General features: G+C 71.7%; 15 protein-coding genes. All 15 read left to right on the top strand.

Annotated features, from left to right (window positions below; all coding sequences use genetic code 11):
• The first annotated feature begins 134 nt into the window (after window positions 1–134).
• Window positions 135–1,082 carry a beta-ketoacyl-ACP synthase III gene (locus RV986_RS09690; RefSeq protein ID WP_475917006.1) on the top strand — a complete coding sequence of 316 codons (948 nt, stop codon included), beginning with the start codon at window positions 135–137 and terminating at the stop codon, window positions 1,080–1,082.
• A gap of 158 nt (window positions 1,083–1,240) precedes the next feature.
• Window positions 1,241–1,924, top strand: coding sequence for a GntR family transcriptional regulator (locus RV986_RS09685; RefSeq protein WP_475917005.1), 684 nt, complete (start codon window positions 1,241–1,243; stop codon window positions 1,922–1,924).
• Between the two features lie 322 nt (window positions 1,925–2,246).
• Window positions 2,247–3,428 carry an ROK family transcriptional regulator gene (locus RV986_RS09680; protein ID WP_475917004.1) on the top strand — a complete coding sequence of 394 codons (1,182 nt, stop codon included), beginning with the start codon at window positions 2,247–2,249 and terminating at the stop codon, window positions 3,426–3,428.
• Between the two features lie 140 nt (window positions 3,429–3,568).
• Window positions 3,569–5,086 (top strand): sugar ABC transporter ATP-binding protein, encoded by a 1,518-nt coding sequence (locus RV986_RS09675; RefSeq protein ID WP_475917003.1) that lies wholly within the window; start codon window positions 3,569–3,571, stop codon window positions 5,084–5,086.
• Window positions 5,083–6,102, top strand: a complete 1,020-nt coding sequence (locus RV986_RS09670) for an ABC transporter permease (protein WP_475917002.1) — start codon at window positions 5,083–5,085, stop codon at window positions 6,100–6,102. The genes RV986_RS09675 and RV986_RS09670 overlap by 4 nt, the downstream gene beginning before the upstream one ends.
• Before the next feature lie 20 nt (window positions 6,103–6,122).
• A complete protein-coding gene (locus RV986_RS09665) occupies window positions 6,123–7,172 on the top strand; it encodes a substrate-binding domain-containing protein (RefSeq protein ID WP_475917001.1) in 1,050 nt (349 codons plus the stop codon).
• A gap of 52 nt (window positions 7,173–7,224) precedes the next feature.
• Entirely contained in the window at window positions 7,225–8,568 is a 1,344-nt protein-coding gene (locus RV986_RS09660) for a Gfo/Idh/MocA family protein (protein WP_475917000.1), read from the top strand.
• Between the two features lie 13 nt (window positions 8,569–8,581).
• Window positions 8,582–9,586 (top strand): sugar phosphate isomerase/epimerase family protein, encoded by a 1,005-nt coding sequence (locus tag RV986_RS09655; protein WP_475916999.1) that lies wholly within the window; start codon window positions 8,582–8,584, stop codon window positions 9,584–9,586.
• 80 nt (window positions 9,587–9,666) lie between these two features.
• A complete protein-coding gene (locus tag RV986_RS09650) occupies window positions 9,667–12,195 on the top strand; it encodes a PQQ-dependent sugar dehydrogenase (protein WP_475916998.1) in 2,529 nt (842 codons plus the stop codon).
• A 14-nt stretch (window positions 12,196–12,209) separates the two neighbouring features.
• Window positions 12,210–13,553, top strand: coding sequence for a ThuA domain-containing protein (locus tag RV986_RS09645; RefSeq protein WP_475916997.1), 1,344 nt, complete (start codon window positions 12,210–12,212; stop codon window positions 13,551–13,553).
• A gap of 134 nt (window positions 13,554–13,687) precedes the next feature.
• Complete coding sequence (locus tag RV986_RS09640; protein WP_475924234.1) at window positions 13,688–14,824, top strand: inositol-3-phosphate synthase; 1,137 nt, start codon at window positions 13,688–13,690, stop codon at window positions 14,822–14,824.
• Between the two features lie 455 nt (window positions 14,825–15,279).
• Entirely contained in the window at window positions 15,280–16,131 is an 852-nt protein-coding gene (locus RV986_RS09635; RefSeq protein WP_475924233.1) for an SCO3242 family prenyltransferase, read from the top strand.
• Window positions 16,128–17,105 carry a sugar phosphate isomerase/epimerase family protein gene (locus tag RV986_RS09630; protein ID WP_475916996.1) on the top strand — a complete coding sequence of 326 codons (978 nt, stop codon included), beginning with the start codon at window positions 16,128–16,130 and terminating at the stop codon, window positions 17,103–17,105. The genes RV986_RS09635 and RV986_RS09630 overlap by 4 nt, the downstream gene beginning before the upstream one ends.
• Entirely contained in the window at window positions 17,102–17,830 is a 729-nt protein-coding gene (locus tag RV986_RS09625) for an EboA domain-containing protein (protein WP_475916995.1), read from the top strand. Before RV986_RS09630 ends, RV986_RS09625 begins: the two co-directional genes overlap by 4 nt.
• The gene (locus RV986_RS09620; RefSeq protein WP_475916994.1) at window positions 17,830–18,678 is read left to right on the top strand and encodes a TatD family hydrolase; all 849 of its coding nucleotides are present in this window, start codon (window positions 17,830–17,832) and stop codon (window positions 18,676–18,678) included. The genes RV986_RS09625 and RV986_RS09620 overlap by 1 nt, the downstream gene beginning before the upstream one ends.
• Window positions 18,679–18,681 lie beyond the last annotated feature (3 nt).

The raw sequence follows: 18,681 nt of genomic DNA, 5'->3' as shown, positions 1-18,681 counted from the left end.
TCGGGCGTCCGAGGGTCTGACAGAAGCCGACAAGCCTGACGCCCCTTTCCTGTGGCAACACCTGCCGTCGTACCCGTGAGTCACTGATCAGACTGGAGGATCCCGCTACCCAAGGCAACGAGGGGGACCCCCCAATGAACGGCTCACGCATCGCGGCCGTCGGCCACTACCAGCCCGCCAAGGTACTCACCAACGAGGACCTGGCGGGCCTGGTCGACACCAGTGACGAGTGGATCACGAGCCGGGTGGGCATCCGCACGCGCCACATCGCCGGGCCCGACGAGCCCGTCGACGAACTGGCCGCGCACGCCGCGGCCAAGGCGCTCGCGGCGGCGGGGCTGGCCTCCGGAGACATCGACCTGGTCCTCGTCGCCACCTCCACGGCGATCGACCGCTCCCCGAACATGGCCGCCCGGGTCGCCGCCCGGCTCGGCATCCCGTCCCCGGCCGCGATGGACGTCAACGTCGTCTGCGCGGGCTTCACACACGCGCTCGCCACGGCCGACCACGCCGTGCGCGCAGGGGCGGCGACACGGGCCCTGGTCATCGGCGCGGACAAGATGTCCGAGGTGACGGACTGGAGCGACCGTACGACCTGTGTGCTGGTCGGGGACGGCGCGGGGGCCGCCGTGGTCGAGGCCGCCGCCCCGGGCACCGAGCCCGGGATCGGGCCGGTGCTGTGGGGGTCGGTGCCCGAGATGGGGCACGCCGTGCGCATCGAGGGCACGCCCCCGCGGTTCGCCCAGGAAGGGCAGAGCGTCTACCGCTGGGCGACGACGCGGCTTCCCGCGATCGCCCGGCAGGCCTGCGAGCGGGCCGGGCTCGCGCCCGAGGAGCTCGCCGCGGTCGTCCTGCACCAGGCGAACCTGCGCATCATCGAACCCCTCGCCGGGAAGATCGGCGCCGTGAACGCGGTGGTCGCCCGCGATGTCGTCGACTCCGGGAACACCTCCGCCGCCAGCATCCCGCTCGCCTTCTCCAAACTCGTCGAACGCGGCGAGATCCGCACCGGCGACCCGGTCCTCCTCTTCGGCTTCGGCGGCAATCTCTCGTACGCCGGGCAGGTCGTCCGCTGCCCGTGACGTGCGCGGACGGCGGGGTGTGACGCGATCGACTCCTCGCGGGCCTGGCCTTGGTGCGCCGTAGACTGTAGACGAAAGACAATCGATACTGTCTTTTGACACGTGCCTTCGGCGCCTTCGGTGGCTTCGGCAGGACGGCTCGGCAGGAGGGGACCGCGATGTTGTCGACAGGACTGCCGCAGGGGGCGGTGCCCAGGCTCGAACGGCCCGGCCCACTGCGCGACCGCGTCTACGAGGCGTTGCTCGAACTCATCACGACCCGCGCGCTCCGGCCGGGCCAGCACCTCGTCGAGAGCGAGCTCGCCGGGCATCTCGGGGTCTCCCGGCAGCCCGTGCGCGAGGCCCTGCAGCGGCTGAACACGGAAGGGTGGGTCGATCTGCGGCCCGCCCAGGGCGCGTTCGTGCACGAGCCGACGGAGGAGGAGGCCGACCAACTCCTCACGGTCCGTACGCTGCTGGAGGCCGAGGCGGCCCGGCTCGCCGCCGCCAACGCGGGCACCGTCGGCATCACCGCGCTGGAGGAGCTGTGCGCCGAGGGCGAGCGCGCGGTCGCCGCCGACGACGTGGACGGCGCGGTCGCGCTGAACGCCCGGTTCCACGCGAAGATCATGGACCTCGCGGGCAACGCGGTACTCGCCGAGCTGGCGGCGCAGGTCGACCGCAGGGTCCGCTGGTACTACACGCCCGTCGCCCGGCAGCGCGGGCAGCAGTCCTGGATCGAGCACCGCGATCTCATCGCGGCGATCGCCGACCGCGACGAGCCGCGCGCCACCCAGGTCATGCGCGCGCACACGGAGCACACCCGCAAGACGTATCACGAGCGCGAGCGCGACCCGTCCTGACGACCGGTTTCCCGCCCCCTCCGGTACGGATGCCGTTGGCGAATCCGGTCGGTCATGTCGGCTGCCCAGCATGTGTGTCGGAAGTCGTGAGCACTAAATCGATTTGGTGCTCACGACTTCCGCGGAGGATGGCTCCGCTGCGGATTTGCAGTCGTCGGCCGCCCTTTGTCCACTCAGTGGAGAAAGTTGACGGCAATCTCTACGTAACTTCTTCCCAGTTCCGGCAGCCACTGCTACTTTCCACTCGAAAGCAAGCCGCAGCGATGTGGCCAGAACTCGATGGACGCAGGCCGGCAGAGGCGGGGAGGGGCTCGTGAGACGTATGACGGCACGACCCGCGAACGCGCACCAGGCGCGGCTGCTGCGCCTGTTGCGGGACGGCGGCCCCAACTCCCGTGCCCAGCTGGGCGATCAGATCGACCTGTCACGGTCGAAGCTGGCCGTCGAGGTGGAACGGCTCCTGGAGACCGGCCTCGTGGTCGCCGACGGACTCGCCGCGTCCCGCGGCGGCCGCCGCTCCCACAACATCCGGCTGGCCCCGGCGCTGCGCTTCCTCGGCGTCGACATCGGGGCGACCTCGATCGACGTGGCCGTCACCAACGCGGAGCTGGAGGTCCTGGGGCACATCAACCAGCCCATGGACGTCCGCGAGGGCCCGGTCGCCGTCTTCGAGCAAGTCCTGTCCATGGCCGCCAAGTTGAGGTCCTCGGGCCTCGCGGAGGGGTTCGACGGCGCCGGGATCGGCGTCCCGGGTCCGGTCCGCTTCCCCGAGGGCGTTCCGGTCGCGCCTCCGATCATGCCCGGCTGGGACGGCTTCCCGGTCCGCGAGGCGCTCAGTCAGGACCTGGGCTGCCCCGTCATGGTCGACAACGACGTGAACCTCATGGCGATGGGGGAGCAGCACGCGGGCGTCGCACGCTCCGTGGGCGATTTCCTCTGCGTCAAGATCGGCACCGGTATCGGCTGCGGCATCGTCGTCGGCGGTGAGGTCTACCGCGGTACGACGGGCAGCGCCGGCGACATCGGGCACATCCAGGCCGTGCCCGACGGGCGTCCGTGCGCCTGCGGCAACCGGGGCTGTCTGGAGGCCCACTTCAGCGGGGCCGCGCTCGCCCGTGACGCCACGGACGCCGCTCAGCAGGGACTTTCGGCGGAGCTCGGCGCCCGGCTGGCGGCGGCGGGCAGTCTGAGCGCCGTCGATGTCGCCGCCGCGGCCGCCGCGGGCGACGCCACCGCGCTCGAACTGATCCGTGAGGGCGGCAACCGCACCGGTCAGGTCATCGCGGGACTCGTCTCCTTCTTCAACCCGGGCCTGGTGGTGATCGGCGGTGGGGTGACGGGGCTCGGCCACACCCTGCTCGCCGCGATCCGCACCCAGGTGTACCGCCAGTCGCTGCCGCTGGCGACCGGCAATCTCCCCATCGTGCTGGGGGAGTTGGGCCCGACCGCCGGGGTCATCGGAGCGTCCCGGCTCATCAGCGACCACCTGTTCTCGCCCGCGTAACCCCGTCAGAGCCGCACCAAGAGTCACTCCGCCGAAGTCACCTCACCTGCACAGCGCTCTGCTCTGCCCTGCCTGAAAACGCCTGCTCCGCGGGCGCCCTGCCCTGAAACCGGCCCGCACGCCCGCCAAGGGGAACCGCCATGGCACCAGAACCACCGCTCCTCACCATGTCCGGCATCACCAAGTCGTTCCCCGGAGTCCGGGCCCTCGACGGTGTCGACCTCGACGTCCAGGCCGGCGAAGTCCACTGCCTGCTCGGCCAGAACGGGGCCGGCAAGTCCACCCTGATCAAAGTCCTGGCCGGCGCGCACCAGCCCGACGGCGGCACGATCGGCTGGCGCGGCGCACCGGTCACGCTCCGCTCCCCGATCGCCGCCATGCGCCTCGGCATCGCCACCATCTACCAGGAACTGGACCTGGTGGAGGGTCTGTCGGTGGCCGAGAACGTCCACCTCGGCCATGAACCCACCACCGCCGGCTTCGTCGTACGGGGAAAGGCGGCCCGAACCTCGACATCCCTTCTCCTCAAGCGACTCGGGCACCCGGAGATCGATCCCGCGCGGCCGGTCGGTGAGCTGTCGGCCGCGCAGCAGCAGATCGTCTCCATGGCGCGGGCGCTCTCCCACGACGTACGCCTCATCGTCATGGACGAGCCGTCCGCGGCCCTCGACCCCGACGAGGTCGACAACCTCTTCCGCATCGTCGGCGGCCTCACCGCGGAGGGCGTCGCCGTCGTATACATCTCGCACCGGCTGGAGGAGATCCGCCGCATCGGCGACCGCGTGACCGTGCTGAAGGACGGGCGGGCGGTGGCGGGTGGACTGCCCGCGAAGTCCACACCGACGCGCGAGGTGGTGGCGCTGATGACGGGCCGCAACGTGGAGTACGTCTTCCCGGAGCGGCCCACCCGACAGCCGTCCTCCGAACCGGTGCTGAGGGTCCAGGGTCTGTCCCGCGCGGGCGAGTTCGAGCGGCTCGACCTCGATCTGCGCCCCGGCGAGATCGTCGGCCTGGCCGGACTTGTCGGCTCCGGGCGCTCCGAGATCCTGGAGACGATCTACGGGGCGCGCAAACCGACGGCCGGTCGGGTCCTGGTCGACGGCAGCCCCCTGCGGCCCGGCAGCGTGCGCGCCGCCGTCCGCGCCGGACTCGGGCTCGCCCCCGAGGAGCGCAAGGCGCAGGCCCTGCTGATGCTGGAGTCCGTCACCCGCAATGTGTCCGTGTCCTCCATGTCCCGCTTCTCGCGCGGAGGCTGGATCGACCGGGGCGCCGAGCGGGGTGCCGCGCGGGCGGCGACCCGTGAGCTGTCGCTGCGCCCCGACAACCCGTCCGTCCCGATCCGGACACTGTCCGGCGGCAACCAGCAGAAGGCCGTCCTGGCCCGCTGGCTGCTGCGCGGCTGCCGCGTCCTGCTGCTCGACGAACCGACCCGCGGCGTCGACGTGGGCGCCCGCGCCGAGCTGTACGCGGTCATCCGCCGCCTCGCCGACGAGGGCCTCGCCGTCCTGCTCGTGTCGAGCGAGGTGCCCGAGGTGCTGGGGCTCGCCGACCGCGTACTGGTGCTCCGGGAGGGCCGCGTCGTGCACACGGCACCGGCCCAGGAGCTCGACGAACACCGCGTACTCGACCTGGTCATGGAAGGAAGTCCGGCGTCATGACGCAGCCCGTGTCCCCGCCCCGGGGCAGCACCGACAAGGTGCCGCCGATGGGCGAACTCCCCGCCTGGCGCACCCTCGCCGCCCGCGCCGACGTCCGCACCCTCTCGTTGCTCGGTGTGCTCGTCGCCCTGATCGTCATCGGCGGCATCACCAAGCCCGACGAGTTCCTCGACACCCGCAATCTCCAACTCGTCCTCACCCAGGCCTCGGTGATCGGTGTCGTCACCGTCGGCATGACCTTCGTCATCACCTCCGGCGGCATCGACCTGTCGGTCGGCGCGATCGTCGCGCTGTCCTCGGTGTGGGCGACGACGGTGGCCACCCAGGAGTACGGCTTCGCGGGCATCCTCTTCACCGCGGTGCTCGTCGGCGTGGGCTGCGGTCTGGTCAACGGGCTGCTGATCGCGTACGGCGCGATGGTCCCGTTCATCGCGACCCTCGCCATGCTGGCCTCGGCGCGCGGCCTCGCCCTCCAGATCACCGACGGCAAGACCCAGATCGTCACCGTGGACGGGATCCTGAAGCTCGGCGAGCGGGACTCGTACGTCCTGGGCATCCCGCCGCTGGTGCTGGTCTTCGCCGTCGTCACGATCATCGGCTGGCTGATTCTCAACCGCACCACGTTCGGCCGCCGCACGGTCGCCGTCGGCGGCAACGCGGAGGCGGCCCGGCTCGCGGGCATCGACGTACGACGCCAGCGGCTGTATCTGTACCTGCTCTCCGGACTGTGCTGCGGCATCGCCGCCTTCCTGCTGGTCATCCTGTCCGGCTCGGGCCAGAACACCAACGGCAACCTGTACGAACTCGACGCCATCGCCGCCGCGATCATCGGCGGGACCCTGCTCAGCGGGGGCCGCGGCACCATCACCGGCTCGGTGCTCGGTGTCCTGATCTTCACCACGATCACCAACATCTTCGCGCTGAACAACCTGCAGAGCGACGTCCAGCAGATCGCCAAGGGCGCGATCATCGTCGCCGCGGTCCTGGTCCAGCGGCGCACCGCAAGCACGACCTGACACGGGAAGGGCCCACCGCCATGCCAGAAACCACCCGCTTCACGAGCCGTAGAGGACTGCTCTTCGGGACCGCCGCCGCCTCGGCCGGCGCCCTCCTCGTCGGCTGCACCAGCAACGACACCAAGGACGAGAAACCGGCCGCGAACGACCAGCCGGCCGCCACCGACAAGCCCGGCAAGCACGTCACCATCGGCTTCGCGGGCCCGCAGGCCGACCACGGCTGGCTCAACGCGATCAACGACAACGCCAAGAGCCGCGCCAAGAAGTACACCGACGTGTCCCTGGAGATCACCGAGGGCTCCAACGACACGGCCGCGCAGATCGGCCAGATCCAGACACTGATCAACAAGAAGGTCGACGTCCTGGTGGTGCTGCCGGCGGACGGCAAGGCCCTCACCCAGGTCGGACTGCAGGCGATGCGCGCGGGCATCCCCGTCGTCAACCTCGACCGGATCTTCAACTCCCCGCAGGCGTACCGCTGTTGGATCGGCGGCGACAACTACGGCATGGGCCTCAGCGCCGGCCACTACATCGGCGAGAAGCTGAAGGACAAGCAGGACGCCAAGGTCATCGAACTCGCCGGGCTCGACAACCTGGAACTCACCAAGCAGCGCACGGAGGGCTTCGACGCGGCCCTGAAGAACTACCCGAACATCAAGAAGGTCGCCCGCCAGGCCGCCGAGTTCACCGTCGAGTCGGGTCAGGCCAAGATGGCCCAACTCCTGCAGGCGCAGTCGAAGTTCGACGCCCTGTGGAACCACGACGACGACCAGGGCGTGGGCGCGCTGCGCGCCATCGAGCAGGCCGGGCGGGACGACTTCCTGATGGTCGGCGGAGCGGGCGCGCTCTCCGCCTTCCAGGCCATCGAGTCCGACAACAGCGTCCTGAAGGCCACCGTCCTCTACCCGCCGACCATGGCCGCCTCCGCGATCGACCTGGCCCGGGCGCTCGGTCAGGGCAAGGGGGTGAGCGGGCTCTCCGAGTTCGAGATCCCGGTCTCGCTCACGCTCTACTCGGCCGTCGTCGACAAGGACAACGTCGGCCAGTACATGGCCACCGGCTTCAGGTGATCCACCCCGCTCACACCCCCCACAGCACCACGACGACGAGGAGGACATCCGTATGGGACAGCCGCACCAGGGCGAGGCAGCCGGGGTGGAGGCGGGGTTCGCTTCCGGGCCCGGGGCCGAGGCGGGCAAGCCGCCGCTCGGCGTGGGCATGGTCGGTTACGCGTTCATGGGCGCCGCCCACTCCCAGGGCTGGCGCACCGCGGGCCGCGTCTTCGACCTGCCGCTGCGCCCGGTCCTCGCCGCCGTCTGCGGCCGGGACATGAGCGCGGTGCGGGCCATGGCCGACCGGCACGGCTGGGCGGCGGCCGAGACGGACTGGCGTGCCCTGATCGCCCGGGACGACGTCGACATCGTCGACATCTGCACCCCCGGAGACAGCCACGCGGAGATCGCGCTCGCCGCGCTGGCCGCCGGCAAGCACGTGCTGTGCGAGAAGCCCCTCGCGAACACGGTGGAGGAGGCGGAGGCGATGACGGAAGCCGCCGAAGCCGCCTTCACCCGCGGACAGATCTCCATGGTCGGCTTCAACTACCGACGGGTGCCCGCGACATCACTCGCCCGGAACATGGTCGCGGAGGGGCGGCTCGGCGCCCTGCGGCACGTACGGGTGACGTACCTTCAGGACTGGCTGGTGGACCCGGAGTTCCCGCTCACCTGGCGGCTGCGCAAGGAACACGCCGGGTCGGGAGCGCTCGGCGACCTGGGTGCCCACATCGTCGACCTCGCGCAGTATCTGGCGGGCGAGCCGGTCGTCGGGGTCTCGGCGCTCACCGAGACCTTCGTACGGGAACGACCGCTGCCCGGCGGTGCGTCGCGCGGACTGGCCGCCGGGCCGGCGACGGGGTCGCGGGCCGCTGGGGACACGGGTTCGCGGACTGCTTCGGAGCCTGGTTCGCAGACGGGTTCGTGGACTGCCTCGGAGACGGTTTCGCGGACAGGTCGCGTCGGCACGGTCACCGTCGACGACGCGGCCCTGTTCACCGGCCGCTTCGCCTCGGGCGCCCTCGCCTCCTTCGAGGCGTCCCGGTTCGCGACCGGACGCAAGAACTCCCTGCGCATCGAACTCAACGGCGAGCGCGGCTCGTTGGCCTTCGACCTGGAACGCCTCAACGAACTCTCCTACCACGACCACACCGAGCCCGGCACGCACGCGGGCTTCCGCCGGATCCTCGTCACCGAGCCCGACCACCCCTACCTGGACGCCTGGTGGCCGCCGGGCCACGGCCTCGGCTACGAGCACACCTTCACCCACCAGGCACGCGACCTGGTACAGGCCATCGCGGCGGGCCGGCGACCCGAGCCGTCCTTCGCCGACGGGCTGCGGGTGCAGCGCGTGCTGGCGGCGGTGGAGGAGAGCGCCGAGAAGAACTCCGTCTACACACCCGTCGCACTCTGAGGAGGCCCCGGAAATGCCACGCACCTTCACACTCTTCACCGGCCAGTGGGCCGACCTGCCCCTCGAAGAGGTCTGCCGCCTGGCCCGTGACTTCGGCTACGACGGACTCGAACTCGCCTGCTGGGGCGACCACTTCGAGGTCGACAAGGCGCTCGCCGACCCCTCGTACATCGACTCCCGGCACGCGCTGCTCGACAAGTACGGCCTGAAGTGCTGGGCGATCTCCAACCACCTGGTCGGCCAGGCCGTCTGCGACGCCATCATCGACGAGCGCCACCGGGCGATCCTGCCCGCCCGGATCTGGGGCGACGGCGAGCCCGAGGGCGTACGGCAGCGGGCCGCCGCCGAGATCGCCGACACCGCGCGCGCCGCGGCGGCCTTCGGCGTCGACACCGTCGTCGGCTTCACCGGCTCGTCGATCTGGCACCTGGTCGCGATGTTCCCGCCCGCCCCCGAGTCGATGATCGAGCGCGGCTACGAGGACTTCGCGACGCGCTGGAACCCCGTCCTCGACGTCTTCGACGCGCAGGGCGTGCGGTTCGCGCACGAGGTCCACCCGAGCGAGATCGCGTACGACTACTGGACGACGCAGCTCGCCCTGAAGGCGGTCGGCCACCGACCGGCGTTCGGCCTGAACTTCGACCCCTCGCACTTCGTCTGGCAGGACCTCGACCCGGTCGGCTTCCTCTACGACTTCCGCGACCGCATCTACCACGTCGACTGCAAAGAGGCCCGCAAGCGACTCGACGGCCGCAACGGCCGCCTCGGCTCGCACCTGCCCTGGGGTGATCCCCGGCGTGGCTGGGACTTCGTGTCGGCCGGGCACGGCGACGTTCCCTGGGAGGACGTCTTCCGGATGCTCCGCTCCATCGACTACACGGGCCCCGTCTCGGTCGAGTGGGAGGACGCGGGCATGGACCGGCTCCAGGGCGCACCCGAGGCCCTGACCCGCCTCAAGGCATACGACTTCGAGCCGCCGTCGGCATCCTTCGACGCGGCGTTCGGCGGCAACGACTGACTTCTCCTGTGTCTCCGGGGTGACGGCGCACCCCGGCGCAAGCACCCGCCCGTACAACCAGCCCCTTTCTGGAGGCATTCGTGCACGGGAAAGACCGCGGCACCCGCTCCGACAGAACCGAGACCCACAGAACCGGGACCCACAGACGACGCCCCGTATTCCGCCGAGCGCTCGCCCTGTTGAGCGGCGCGCTGCTGGCGGGCGCGTCGCTCACCCTCACCGCACCCCCGGCCGGCGCAGCCGTCGCCGACCCGGGGAGCGTGGCAGCGGCCGAGGACTTCCAGCAGGTCACCCTCGCCAAGGGAGAGGCCGAGGTCGGCGAGCCCATGTCGCTGGCCGTGCTCCCCGACCGCTCGGTCCTGCACACCTCGCGCGACGGCGAACTCCGCCTCACCGACGCGGCCGGCAACACCAGGCTCGCGGGCAGGCTCGACGTCTACACGCACGACGAGGAAGGCCTGCAAGGCGTCGGCATAGACCCGGGCTTCGCCGCCAACCGCTTCATCTACCTCTACTACGCGCCGCCCCTGAACACCCCGGCGGGCGACGCCCCCGAGACGGGCACGGCGGCCGACTTCGCGCCCTTCGACGGCGTCAACCGCCTCTCCCGTTTCGTCCTCAGGACGGACGGGACCCTCGACACCGCCAGCGAGAAGAAGATCCTCGACGTCCAGGCCACCCGCGGCATCTGCTGCCATGTCGGCGGCGACATCGACTTCGACGCGGCGGGCAACCTCTACCTCTCGACCGGGGACGACTCCAACCCCTTCCAGTCCGACGGCTTCACCCCCATCGACGAGCGCCCCGACCGCAACCCGGTCTTCGACGCCCAGCGCTCGGCCGGCAACACCAACGACCTGCGCGGCAAGATCCTGCGCATCAAGGTGAACGCCGACGGCTCGTACTCCGTCCCCGACGGCAACCTCTTCCCGCCCGGCACGGACGATACGAATAAGACACGGCCCGAGATCTACGCGATGGGCTTCCGCAACCCGTTCCGCTTCAGCGTCGACAAGGCGACCGGCATCGTCTACGTCGGCGACTACGGCCCCGACGCGGGCGCGGCCGACCCGGCCCGCGGCCCCGGCGGCCAGGTCGAGTTCGCCCGCGTCACCGGCCCCGGCAACTTCGGCTGGCCGTACTGCACCGGCAAGAACGACGCCTACGTGGACTACGACTTCGCGACGAAGACCTCCGGCGCCGCCTTCGACTGCGACGCCCCGAAGAACACCTCCCCGCACAACACGGGGCTGACGGACCTGCCCCCGGCCCAGCCCGCCTGGATCCCGTACGACGGCGCGTCCGTCCCGGAGTTCGGCAGCGGCTCGGAGTCCCCGATGGGCGGCCCGGTCTACCACTACGACGCCTCGCTCGACTCGCCGGTGAAGTTCCCGCAGGCGTACGACGGGAACTTCTTCGCCGGGGAGTTCGGCCGCCGCTGGATCAAGCGGATCGCGAGCGACGCCTCCGGCACGGTGCAGTCCATCAACTCCGTGCCGTGGACCGGCACGCAGGTGATGGACATGGCGTTCGGACCGGACGGCGCGCTCTACGTCCTCGACTACGGCACCGCCTGGTTCGGCGGTGACGAGAACTCGGGCCTCTACCGCATCGAGAACGCCACCGACGGCCACTCGCCCGTCGCACAGGCCGCGGCCGACCGCACCTCCGGGCAGGCCCCGCTCAAGGTGAGCTTCTCCTCGGCCGGTTCGTCCGACGCCGACGGCGACGCCCTCACCTACAGCTGGGACTTCGGGGACGGCGGTACGTCGACGGCGACGAACCCGTCGCACAAGTACAGGACGAAGGGGACATACACGGCGACGGTGACGGCCAAGGACGCGACCGGGCGCACCGGCAGCGCGAGCGTGCAGGTCGTGGTCGGCAACACCGCCCCCAAGGTGGTGATCGAACAGCCGCGTGACGGGCAGCTGTTCAGCTTCGGCGATCCCGTGCCGTTCAAGGTCAAGGTCACCGACCCGGAGGACGGCCGGACCATCGACTGCGCCAAGGTGAAGGTCACCCTGATCCTCGGCCACGACAGCCACGGGCACCCGTTCACCTCGGCGAACGGCTGCTCCGGCACCCTGCAGACCAGCGCCGACGGCGGCCACGACGAGGACGCCAACATCTTCGGGGTCCTCGACGCCGAGTACACCGACGGCGGAGGCGGCGGCCAGGCCCCGCTGACCACCCACGACCAGAACGTGCTGCAGCCCAGGCACCGCCAGGCCGAGCACTACGGCAACGCCTCCGGCATCACCGTCCGGTCGAACGCCACCGCACACGGCGGGAAGACGGTCGGCGACATCGACAGCGGTGACTGGATCTCCTTCACGCCGTACTCCCTGAGCGACGCCAGGACGATCACGGCGCGAGTCGCCTCGGCCGGCGCGGGCGGCACCCTGGAGATCCGCGCGGGCTCCTCGACCGGCCGGGTGCTGGGCAGGGCCACGGTGCCGGTGACGGGCGGACCGGACACCTTCCAGGACGTGACCGCGTCTCTCAGGTCCGCACCGCGCGGCACGACCACGCTCTACCTCGTCTTCAAGGGGAACGGCACCGGAACGCTCTACGACCTGGACGACTTCACCTTCACGACGAGCTGACGGGGGGGACGGTCATGCGCACATCGGTACGCATGCTGACCGCGGGTGCCGCTGCCGCCCTGCTCCTCGGCTGCGTGTCGGGACCGGCGGCGTCGAAGGGCGCGGCCGGTACCCACGGGAGCCGGGTCCTGGTCTTCTCGAAGACCGCCGGCTTCCGGCACGACTCGATCTCCGAGGGGATCGCGGCCGTACGGGAGCTGGGGACCACGGGCGGCTTCGCGGTCGACGCCACGGAGGACGCGGGCGCCTTCACCGCACGCAACCTGGCGCGGTACGACGCCGTCGTGTTCCTCTCGACGACCGGTGACGTCCTCGACACCACCCAACAGGCCGTCTTCGAGCGGTACATCAAGCGGGGTGGCGGCTATGTGGGCATCCACGCGGCCGCCGACACCGAGTACGACTGGGCCTTCTACGGCGGCCTCGTGGGCGCGTACTTCCAGTCGCACCCCGCGATCCAGCCCGCGACGGTCACCGTCGAGGACCGGTCCCACCCGGCGACCTCGGGGCTCCCGAGATCCTGGGAGCGCACGGACGAGTGGTACGACTACCGCTCGAATCCGCGCGACAGGGTCCACGTCCTCGCCTCGCTCGACGAGTCCTCGTACACCGGCGGCACGATGAGCGGCGACCATCCGATCGCCTGGTGCCAGGAGTACCGGGGCGGCCGCGCCTTCTACACCGGGGGCGGCCACACCAAGGAGTCGTACGCCGAACCCGCCTTCCGCCGGCACCTGCTGGGCGGCATCCGGTACGCCATCGGCGCCGCCCGGGCCGACTGCCGCCCGGAGAACGGCTACCGGCCGCTCTTCGACGGCACGGCCGAGTCGCTGGCGGCGTGGAAACAGGCGGGCCCGGGCTCGTTCTCGCTGAGCGACGACGGCACGCTGACGTCGTCCGGCGGCCTGGGGATGCTCTGGTACGCCGGTTCCGGGTTCGGCTCGTACTCGCTGAAGCTGGACTGGCGAGTGGCCGGGGACGACAACTCCGGAGTGTTCGTCGGGTTCCCGGAGTCCGACGACCCCTGGTCGGCCGTCGACAACGGCTACGAGATCCAGATCGACGCGACCGACGCCCCCGACCGCACCACCGGGGCCGTGTACAGCTTCCAGTCCGCCGACCTGAAGAAGCGCGACCGCGCGCTGAACCCGCCGGGGGAATGGAACACGTACGAGATCCGCGTGGAGGGCGAGCGCCTCCGCGTCCGGCTCAACGGCGTGAAGATCAACGATTTCACCAACACCGATCCGGTACGGAGCCTGCGCGACGGACACATCGGCCTCCAGAACCACGGAGCCGACGACCAGGTGTCCTTCCGCAACATCCGGTTCAAGGAACTGCCCGCCAAGGGCGACTGACCGGCGGCGGGCGGGGGACGCCGGACCTCCGCCCGCCGTCTCGCCCCTGCGCGACCTTCCTCCTCCGTGCTTCTTTCCTCCTCTCCGCTCTCCGCTGTGGCTGACGTATGACAAGGAGGCTGCCCATGTCACCCATGCCCGCGTCCCTTTCCGAGCCTCGGGTGGGGGTATGGCTGATCGGAGCCCGAGGCTCCGTCGCCACCACCGTCGTCGCGGGCTGCGCGGCCGTCACCGCGGGCCTGCACCCCCCGACGGGCTTGGTCACCGAGACCCCTCTCTTCGCCGAGTGCGGCCTGCCCACCCTGTCCTCCCTCGTCTTCGGCGGCCACGACACCATCGACTGCCCGCTCCCGAAACGCGCCGAGGCCCTGGTCGCCGGTGGTGTGCTCCCGCACGGCCTGCCCTCGGCGATCGCGGCCGAACTGGAGGCCGCCGACGCGGAGATCCGCCCCGGCGGGCCCGCACCCGACGACACACGGGACGAGCCTGAGCTCGTCGACACCTTCGCGGCCGACCTACGAGACTTCGTACGACGACGGGGGCTGACCCGAGCCGTCGTGGTGAACGTCGCCTCCACGGAACCCGCCCCGCTGGGCTCCGCCCTGCCGCCGAGCTCGCTGTACGCGGCAGCGGCGCTGGCGGCCGGCTGCCCCTACGTGAACTTCACCCCGTCGACCGGCCTGCACCACCCGGCACTGGCCTCCGCCGCACGGTCCAGCGGCCTGCCGTACGCCGGCCGGGACGGCAAGACGGGCCAGACCCTGCTGCGGTCGGTACTCGGGCCGATGTTCGCGCAGCGCGCGCTGGCGGTCCGCGCCTGGTCCGGCACCAACCTGCTCGGCGGCGGGGACGGTGCCTCCCTCGCCGACCCGGCCACCGCCGCGGCCAAGAACGCCGGCAAGGAACGGGTCCTCGTGGACACCCTGGGCGCCGCCCCGGAGGGCGAGGTCCACATCGACGACGTACCCGCCCTCGGCGACTGGAAGACGGCCTGGGACCACATCGCCTTCGACGGGTTCCTCGGCACCCGGATGATCCTCCAGACCACTTGGCAGGGCTGCGACTCCGCGCTGGCGGCGCCACTCGTTCTCGACCTCGCACGCCTTGTGACCCGCGCCCACGAGGCCGGCCTCACGGGTCCGCTGGGCGAACTCGCCTTCTACTTCAAGGACCCGGTGGGCGACGGTCCCTCGGCGCTCGGGGAGCAGTACGCGGCCCTGACGACACTCGCGCACCGACTGCGCGCCCTCCCGGGGAAGGCGGCACGATGAGGCGGAGGTGGCATCCGGGTCAAAAGGAACACACGGGCGGCCTGCCCACCGCGCCCCCGAAAGCGACGCTCCGAGCGGTAGCCAAGGGCGAAACTGGCTCTGGCTCTGGCTCTGGCTCTGGCTCCGGACCCGGACCCGGATCTGGCTCTGGATTTGGCCCTGGACCTGGACCCGGACCTGGACCCGGACCCGGATCTGGACCGGAACCTGGACCTGGCTCTGGCTCTGGCCCCGGACCGGAACCTGGTGCTGGTGCTGGTGCTGGTGCTGGTGCCCGTTCCGGTTCCGGTTCCGGTTCTGGTTCTGGTTCTGGTTCTGGTTCTGGTTCTGGTTCCCAACCCTGTCCCGGCGCCCAGGCCAGCGCCCATGGCCGTGCGCATGCCCGTGCCCAGGCCAGCGGCCATACCTATGCCAGCGCCCGCGCCCGCGCTCACGCCTGGGCCGAACTCCTCCGCCTGCCCGCCCTGTTCACCCTCCCCGGCGACGCCCTCGCGGGAGCCGCCGCCACCGGCGCCCGACCCAACCCCCGCACCCTGCTCGCCATCACCTCCTCCCTGTGTCTGTACGAGGCGGGCATGGCCCTCAACGACTGGGCCGACCTGGCCGAGGACGCCGTCGACCGCCCGCACCGCCCGCTGCCGTCCGGGCGCGTCCCCCCGGCCGCGGCCCTCGCGGCGGCGGGTGCCCTCACCGCGGCGGGCCTGGCCCTGGCAGCCCGCGCCGGACGCCCGGCTCTCGCGGCCGCCGCGCCCCTCGCGGCCACCGTGTGGGCATACGACCTCGCGCTGAAGCGAACCCCCGCGGGACCGGCGGCGATGGCCACCGCCCGAGGCCTCGACCTTCTCCTCGGTGCGACGGCCACCGACGGCAGCGTCCGCCCGGCCCTGCGCTCCGCCATGGCCCTGGCCACCCACACGCTCGCGGTCACCGCGGTGTCGCGCGGCGAGACCCGGGGTGGTTCGCCGCTCGTACCGCTGGCCGCACTCGCCACCACGGGCTCGCTGACCTGGGGCCTGACGAGGCGACGGCGGCCACACGGCTCCGCCTCCTCGCGCGCCTCCACCGCGCACGCCCTGCGCACGGCCCTGACCGTCACCTACGCCGTCACGTCCGCCCGCCCCCTCCTCCACGCCACGCTCAACCCCTCACCCCCGCTCACCCAACGAGCCGTCGGCGGCGGAATCCGCGCCATGATCCCCCTCCAGGCCGCCCTCGCGGCCCGCTCGGGCGCTCTCACCTCCGCCCTCCTCACGGCCGCACTGGCTCCGGCGGCCCGCAGGTTCGCGAGGAAGGTGAGCGTCACATGACCCCGACACCCCACCGCACGAACCCCCGGCCCCATGCCACGAACGCCCACCCTCTCCGCTTCGGCTACGGCACCAACGGCCTCACCGACCTCCGCCTCGACGATGCCCTCGGCCTCCTCGCGGACCTCGGCTACGACGGCGTCGGCCTGACCCTCGACCACATGCACCTGGACCCCCTGGCCCCGGATCTCGCCGCCCGTACCCGGAAGGTGGCCCGCAGGCTGGACACCCTCGGACTCGGCGTCACCGTCGAAACCGGCGCCCGCTATGTCCTCGACCCGCGCCGCAAGCACGGCCCCTCGCTCCTCGACCCGGACCCGGCCGACCGGGCCCGCCGCGTCGACCTCCTCATCTGCGCCGTGCGGGTCGCCGCCGACCTCGGCGCCCACGCCGTGCACTGCTTCAGCGGCGTCCTCCCGGCCGACACGGCTGGCATGGCTGGCATGACTGACCCGGCCGACATGGCCGACATGGCCGACACGGCAGGGGACATCGCCTGGAAGCGCCTCGCCGAGGCACTCACCCCCGTGCTGGACGCGGCCACCCACGCCGGCATCCCGCTCGCCGTCGAACCCGAACCCGGCCATCTGCTCGCCACGCTCGCCGACTTCCACCACCTCCGGCACATCCTCGGCGACCCACCCGCGCTCGGTCTCACCCTGGACATCGGCCACTGCCAGTGCCTGGAACCCCTCTCTCCCGCCGACTGCGTACGCGCCGCCGCCCCCTGGCTGCGGCACGTCCAGATCGAGGACATGCGCCGCGGCGTCCACGAACACCTCCCGTTCGGGGACGGGGAGATCGACTTCCCGCCCGTACTCGAAGCCCTGGCCACCACCGGCTACCAGGCGCTCACCGTCGTCGAACTGCCCCGCCACTCCCACGCGGGCCCCCACTTCGCCGAACAGTCCCTCCCGTTCCTCCACCGTGCCACCCGGGCGATCCCCGACGGCGCCGAAGGGAGCACCCCGTGAACCACCACCCGCACACACCCCACGGCACCGGCACACGTACCGCCGCCACCCGGCCCGCCCCCCTCGCCGCCCTGCACGCCCGCCTGAACACCTCCCTCGACGCCGCCGCCCGCGCCTGGCTCCACCAGGCTCTCGACGAGGCCGCCGCCCACCCCGGCATCCACGGACCCATCTCCGTCTGGGAGCTGCGGATCGCCGAGGCGGGCCGCCGCTGCGGGCCCGAGTACGCCGACGCCGCCCGTGTGCTCCTCCTGCACGCCGCCCGCGCCGACCCGGACGCCCTCGCCCGTGTCTACCGGCAGGGCACCGCCGCCGAACGCCGGGCCGTCCTGCACGCCCTGCCCCACCTGCTGCCCGGCCCCGACGGGCTGCCCCTCGTCGAGGACGCCCTGCGCACCAACGACACCCGGCTCGTGGCCGCCGCCCTCGGCCCGTACGCCGCCCGCCACCTGGACGCCCACACCTGGCGGCAGGCCGTCCTCAAGTGCCTGTTCACCGGTGTGTCCGTCGACGTCGTGGCCGACCTGGTGGGGCGGGCCCGCGCGGACGCCGAACTCGCCCGGATGCTCGGCGACTACGAGCAGGAGCGCACCGCCGCGGGCCGTCCCGTTCCCGGGGACCTCCACCGCGTCCTGGCCCTGACCGAGCCCACCGCCACCCCCACCGGGACGTACGGCAGCCGCGGCGGTTCCAGCAGCTCGCGCCCATCCGGCAAGGAGTCCTGATGCGCATCTTCGACCCCCACGTCCACATGACGTCACGGACCACCGACGACTACGAGGCCATGTACGCGGCGGGTGTCCGCGCCGTCGTCGAGCCCTCCTTCTGGCTCGGCCAGCCCCGCACCTCGCCCGCCTCCTTCCTCGACTACTTCGACTCGCTCCTCGGCTGGGAACCCTTCCGGGCCGCCCAGTACGGCATCGCCCACCACTGCACACTCGCCCTCAACCCCAAGGAAGCGAACGACCCCCGCTGTGTCCCCGTCCTCGACGAACTGCCCCGCTATCTCGTCAAGGACCAGGTCGTGGCCGTGGGCGAGATCGGCTACGACTCGATGACCCCCGCCGAGGACACCGCCCTCGCCGCCCAGCTCCAGCTCGCCGCCGACCACCAGCTCCCCGCACTCGTGCACACCCCGCACCGCGACAAGCTCGCCGGCCTGCGCCGCACCCTCGACGTCGTCCGGGAGTCCGCACTGCCCCCGGACCGTGTCCTGGTCGACCACCTCAACGAGACCACCGTCAAGGAAGCCAAGGACAGCGGCTGCTGGCTGGGCTTCTCCGTCTATCCCGACACCAAGATGGACGAGGAACGGATGGTCGCGATCCTGCGCGCCCACGGCCCGGAGCGGGTGCTGGTCAACTCGGCGGCGGACTGGGGCAGAAGCGATCCCCTCAAGACCCGCCGGGTCGGCGACGCCCTGCTGGAGGCCGGGTTCACCGAGGACGACGTCGACCGGGTCCTGTGGCGCAACCCCGTCGCCTTCTATGGGCTCAGCGGGCGGCTGAACCTCCATGTCACGCCCCCGGACGTCACCCACGAAGGCAACTCCGTCCTGCGCGGCGGGGAGTGATCC

This window comes from Streptomyces sp. RLA012, from assembly GCF_056270325.1.
The sequence above is the reverse complement of the archived record's forward strand: the minus strand, read 5'-3'. Positions and strand labels throughout refer to the sequence as shown.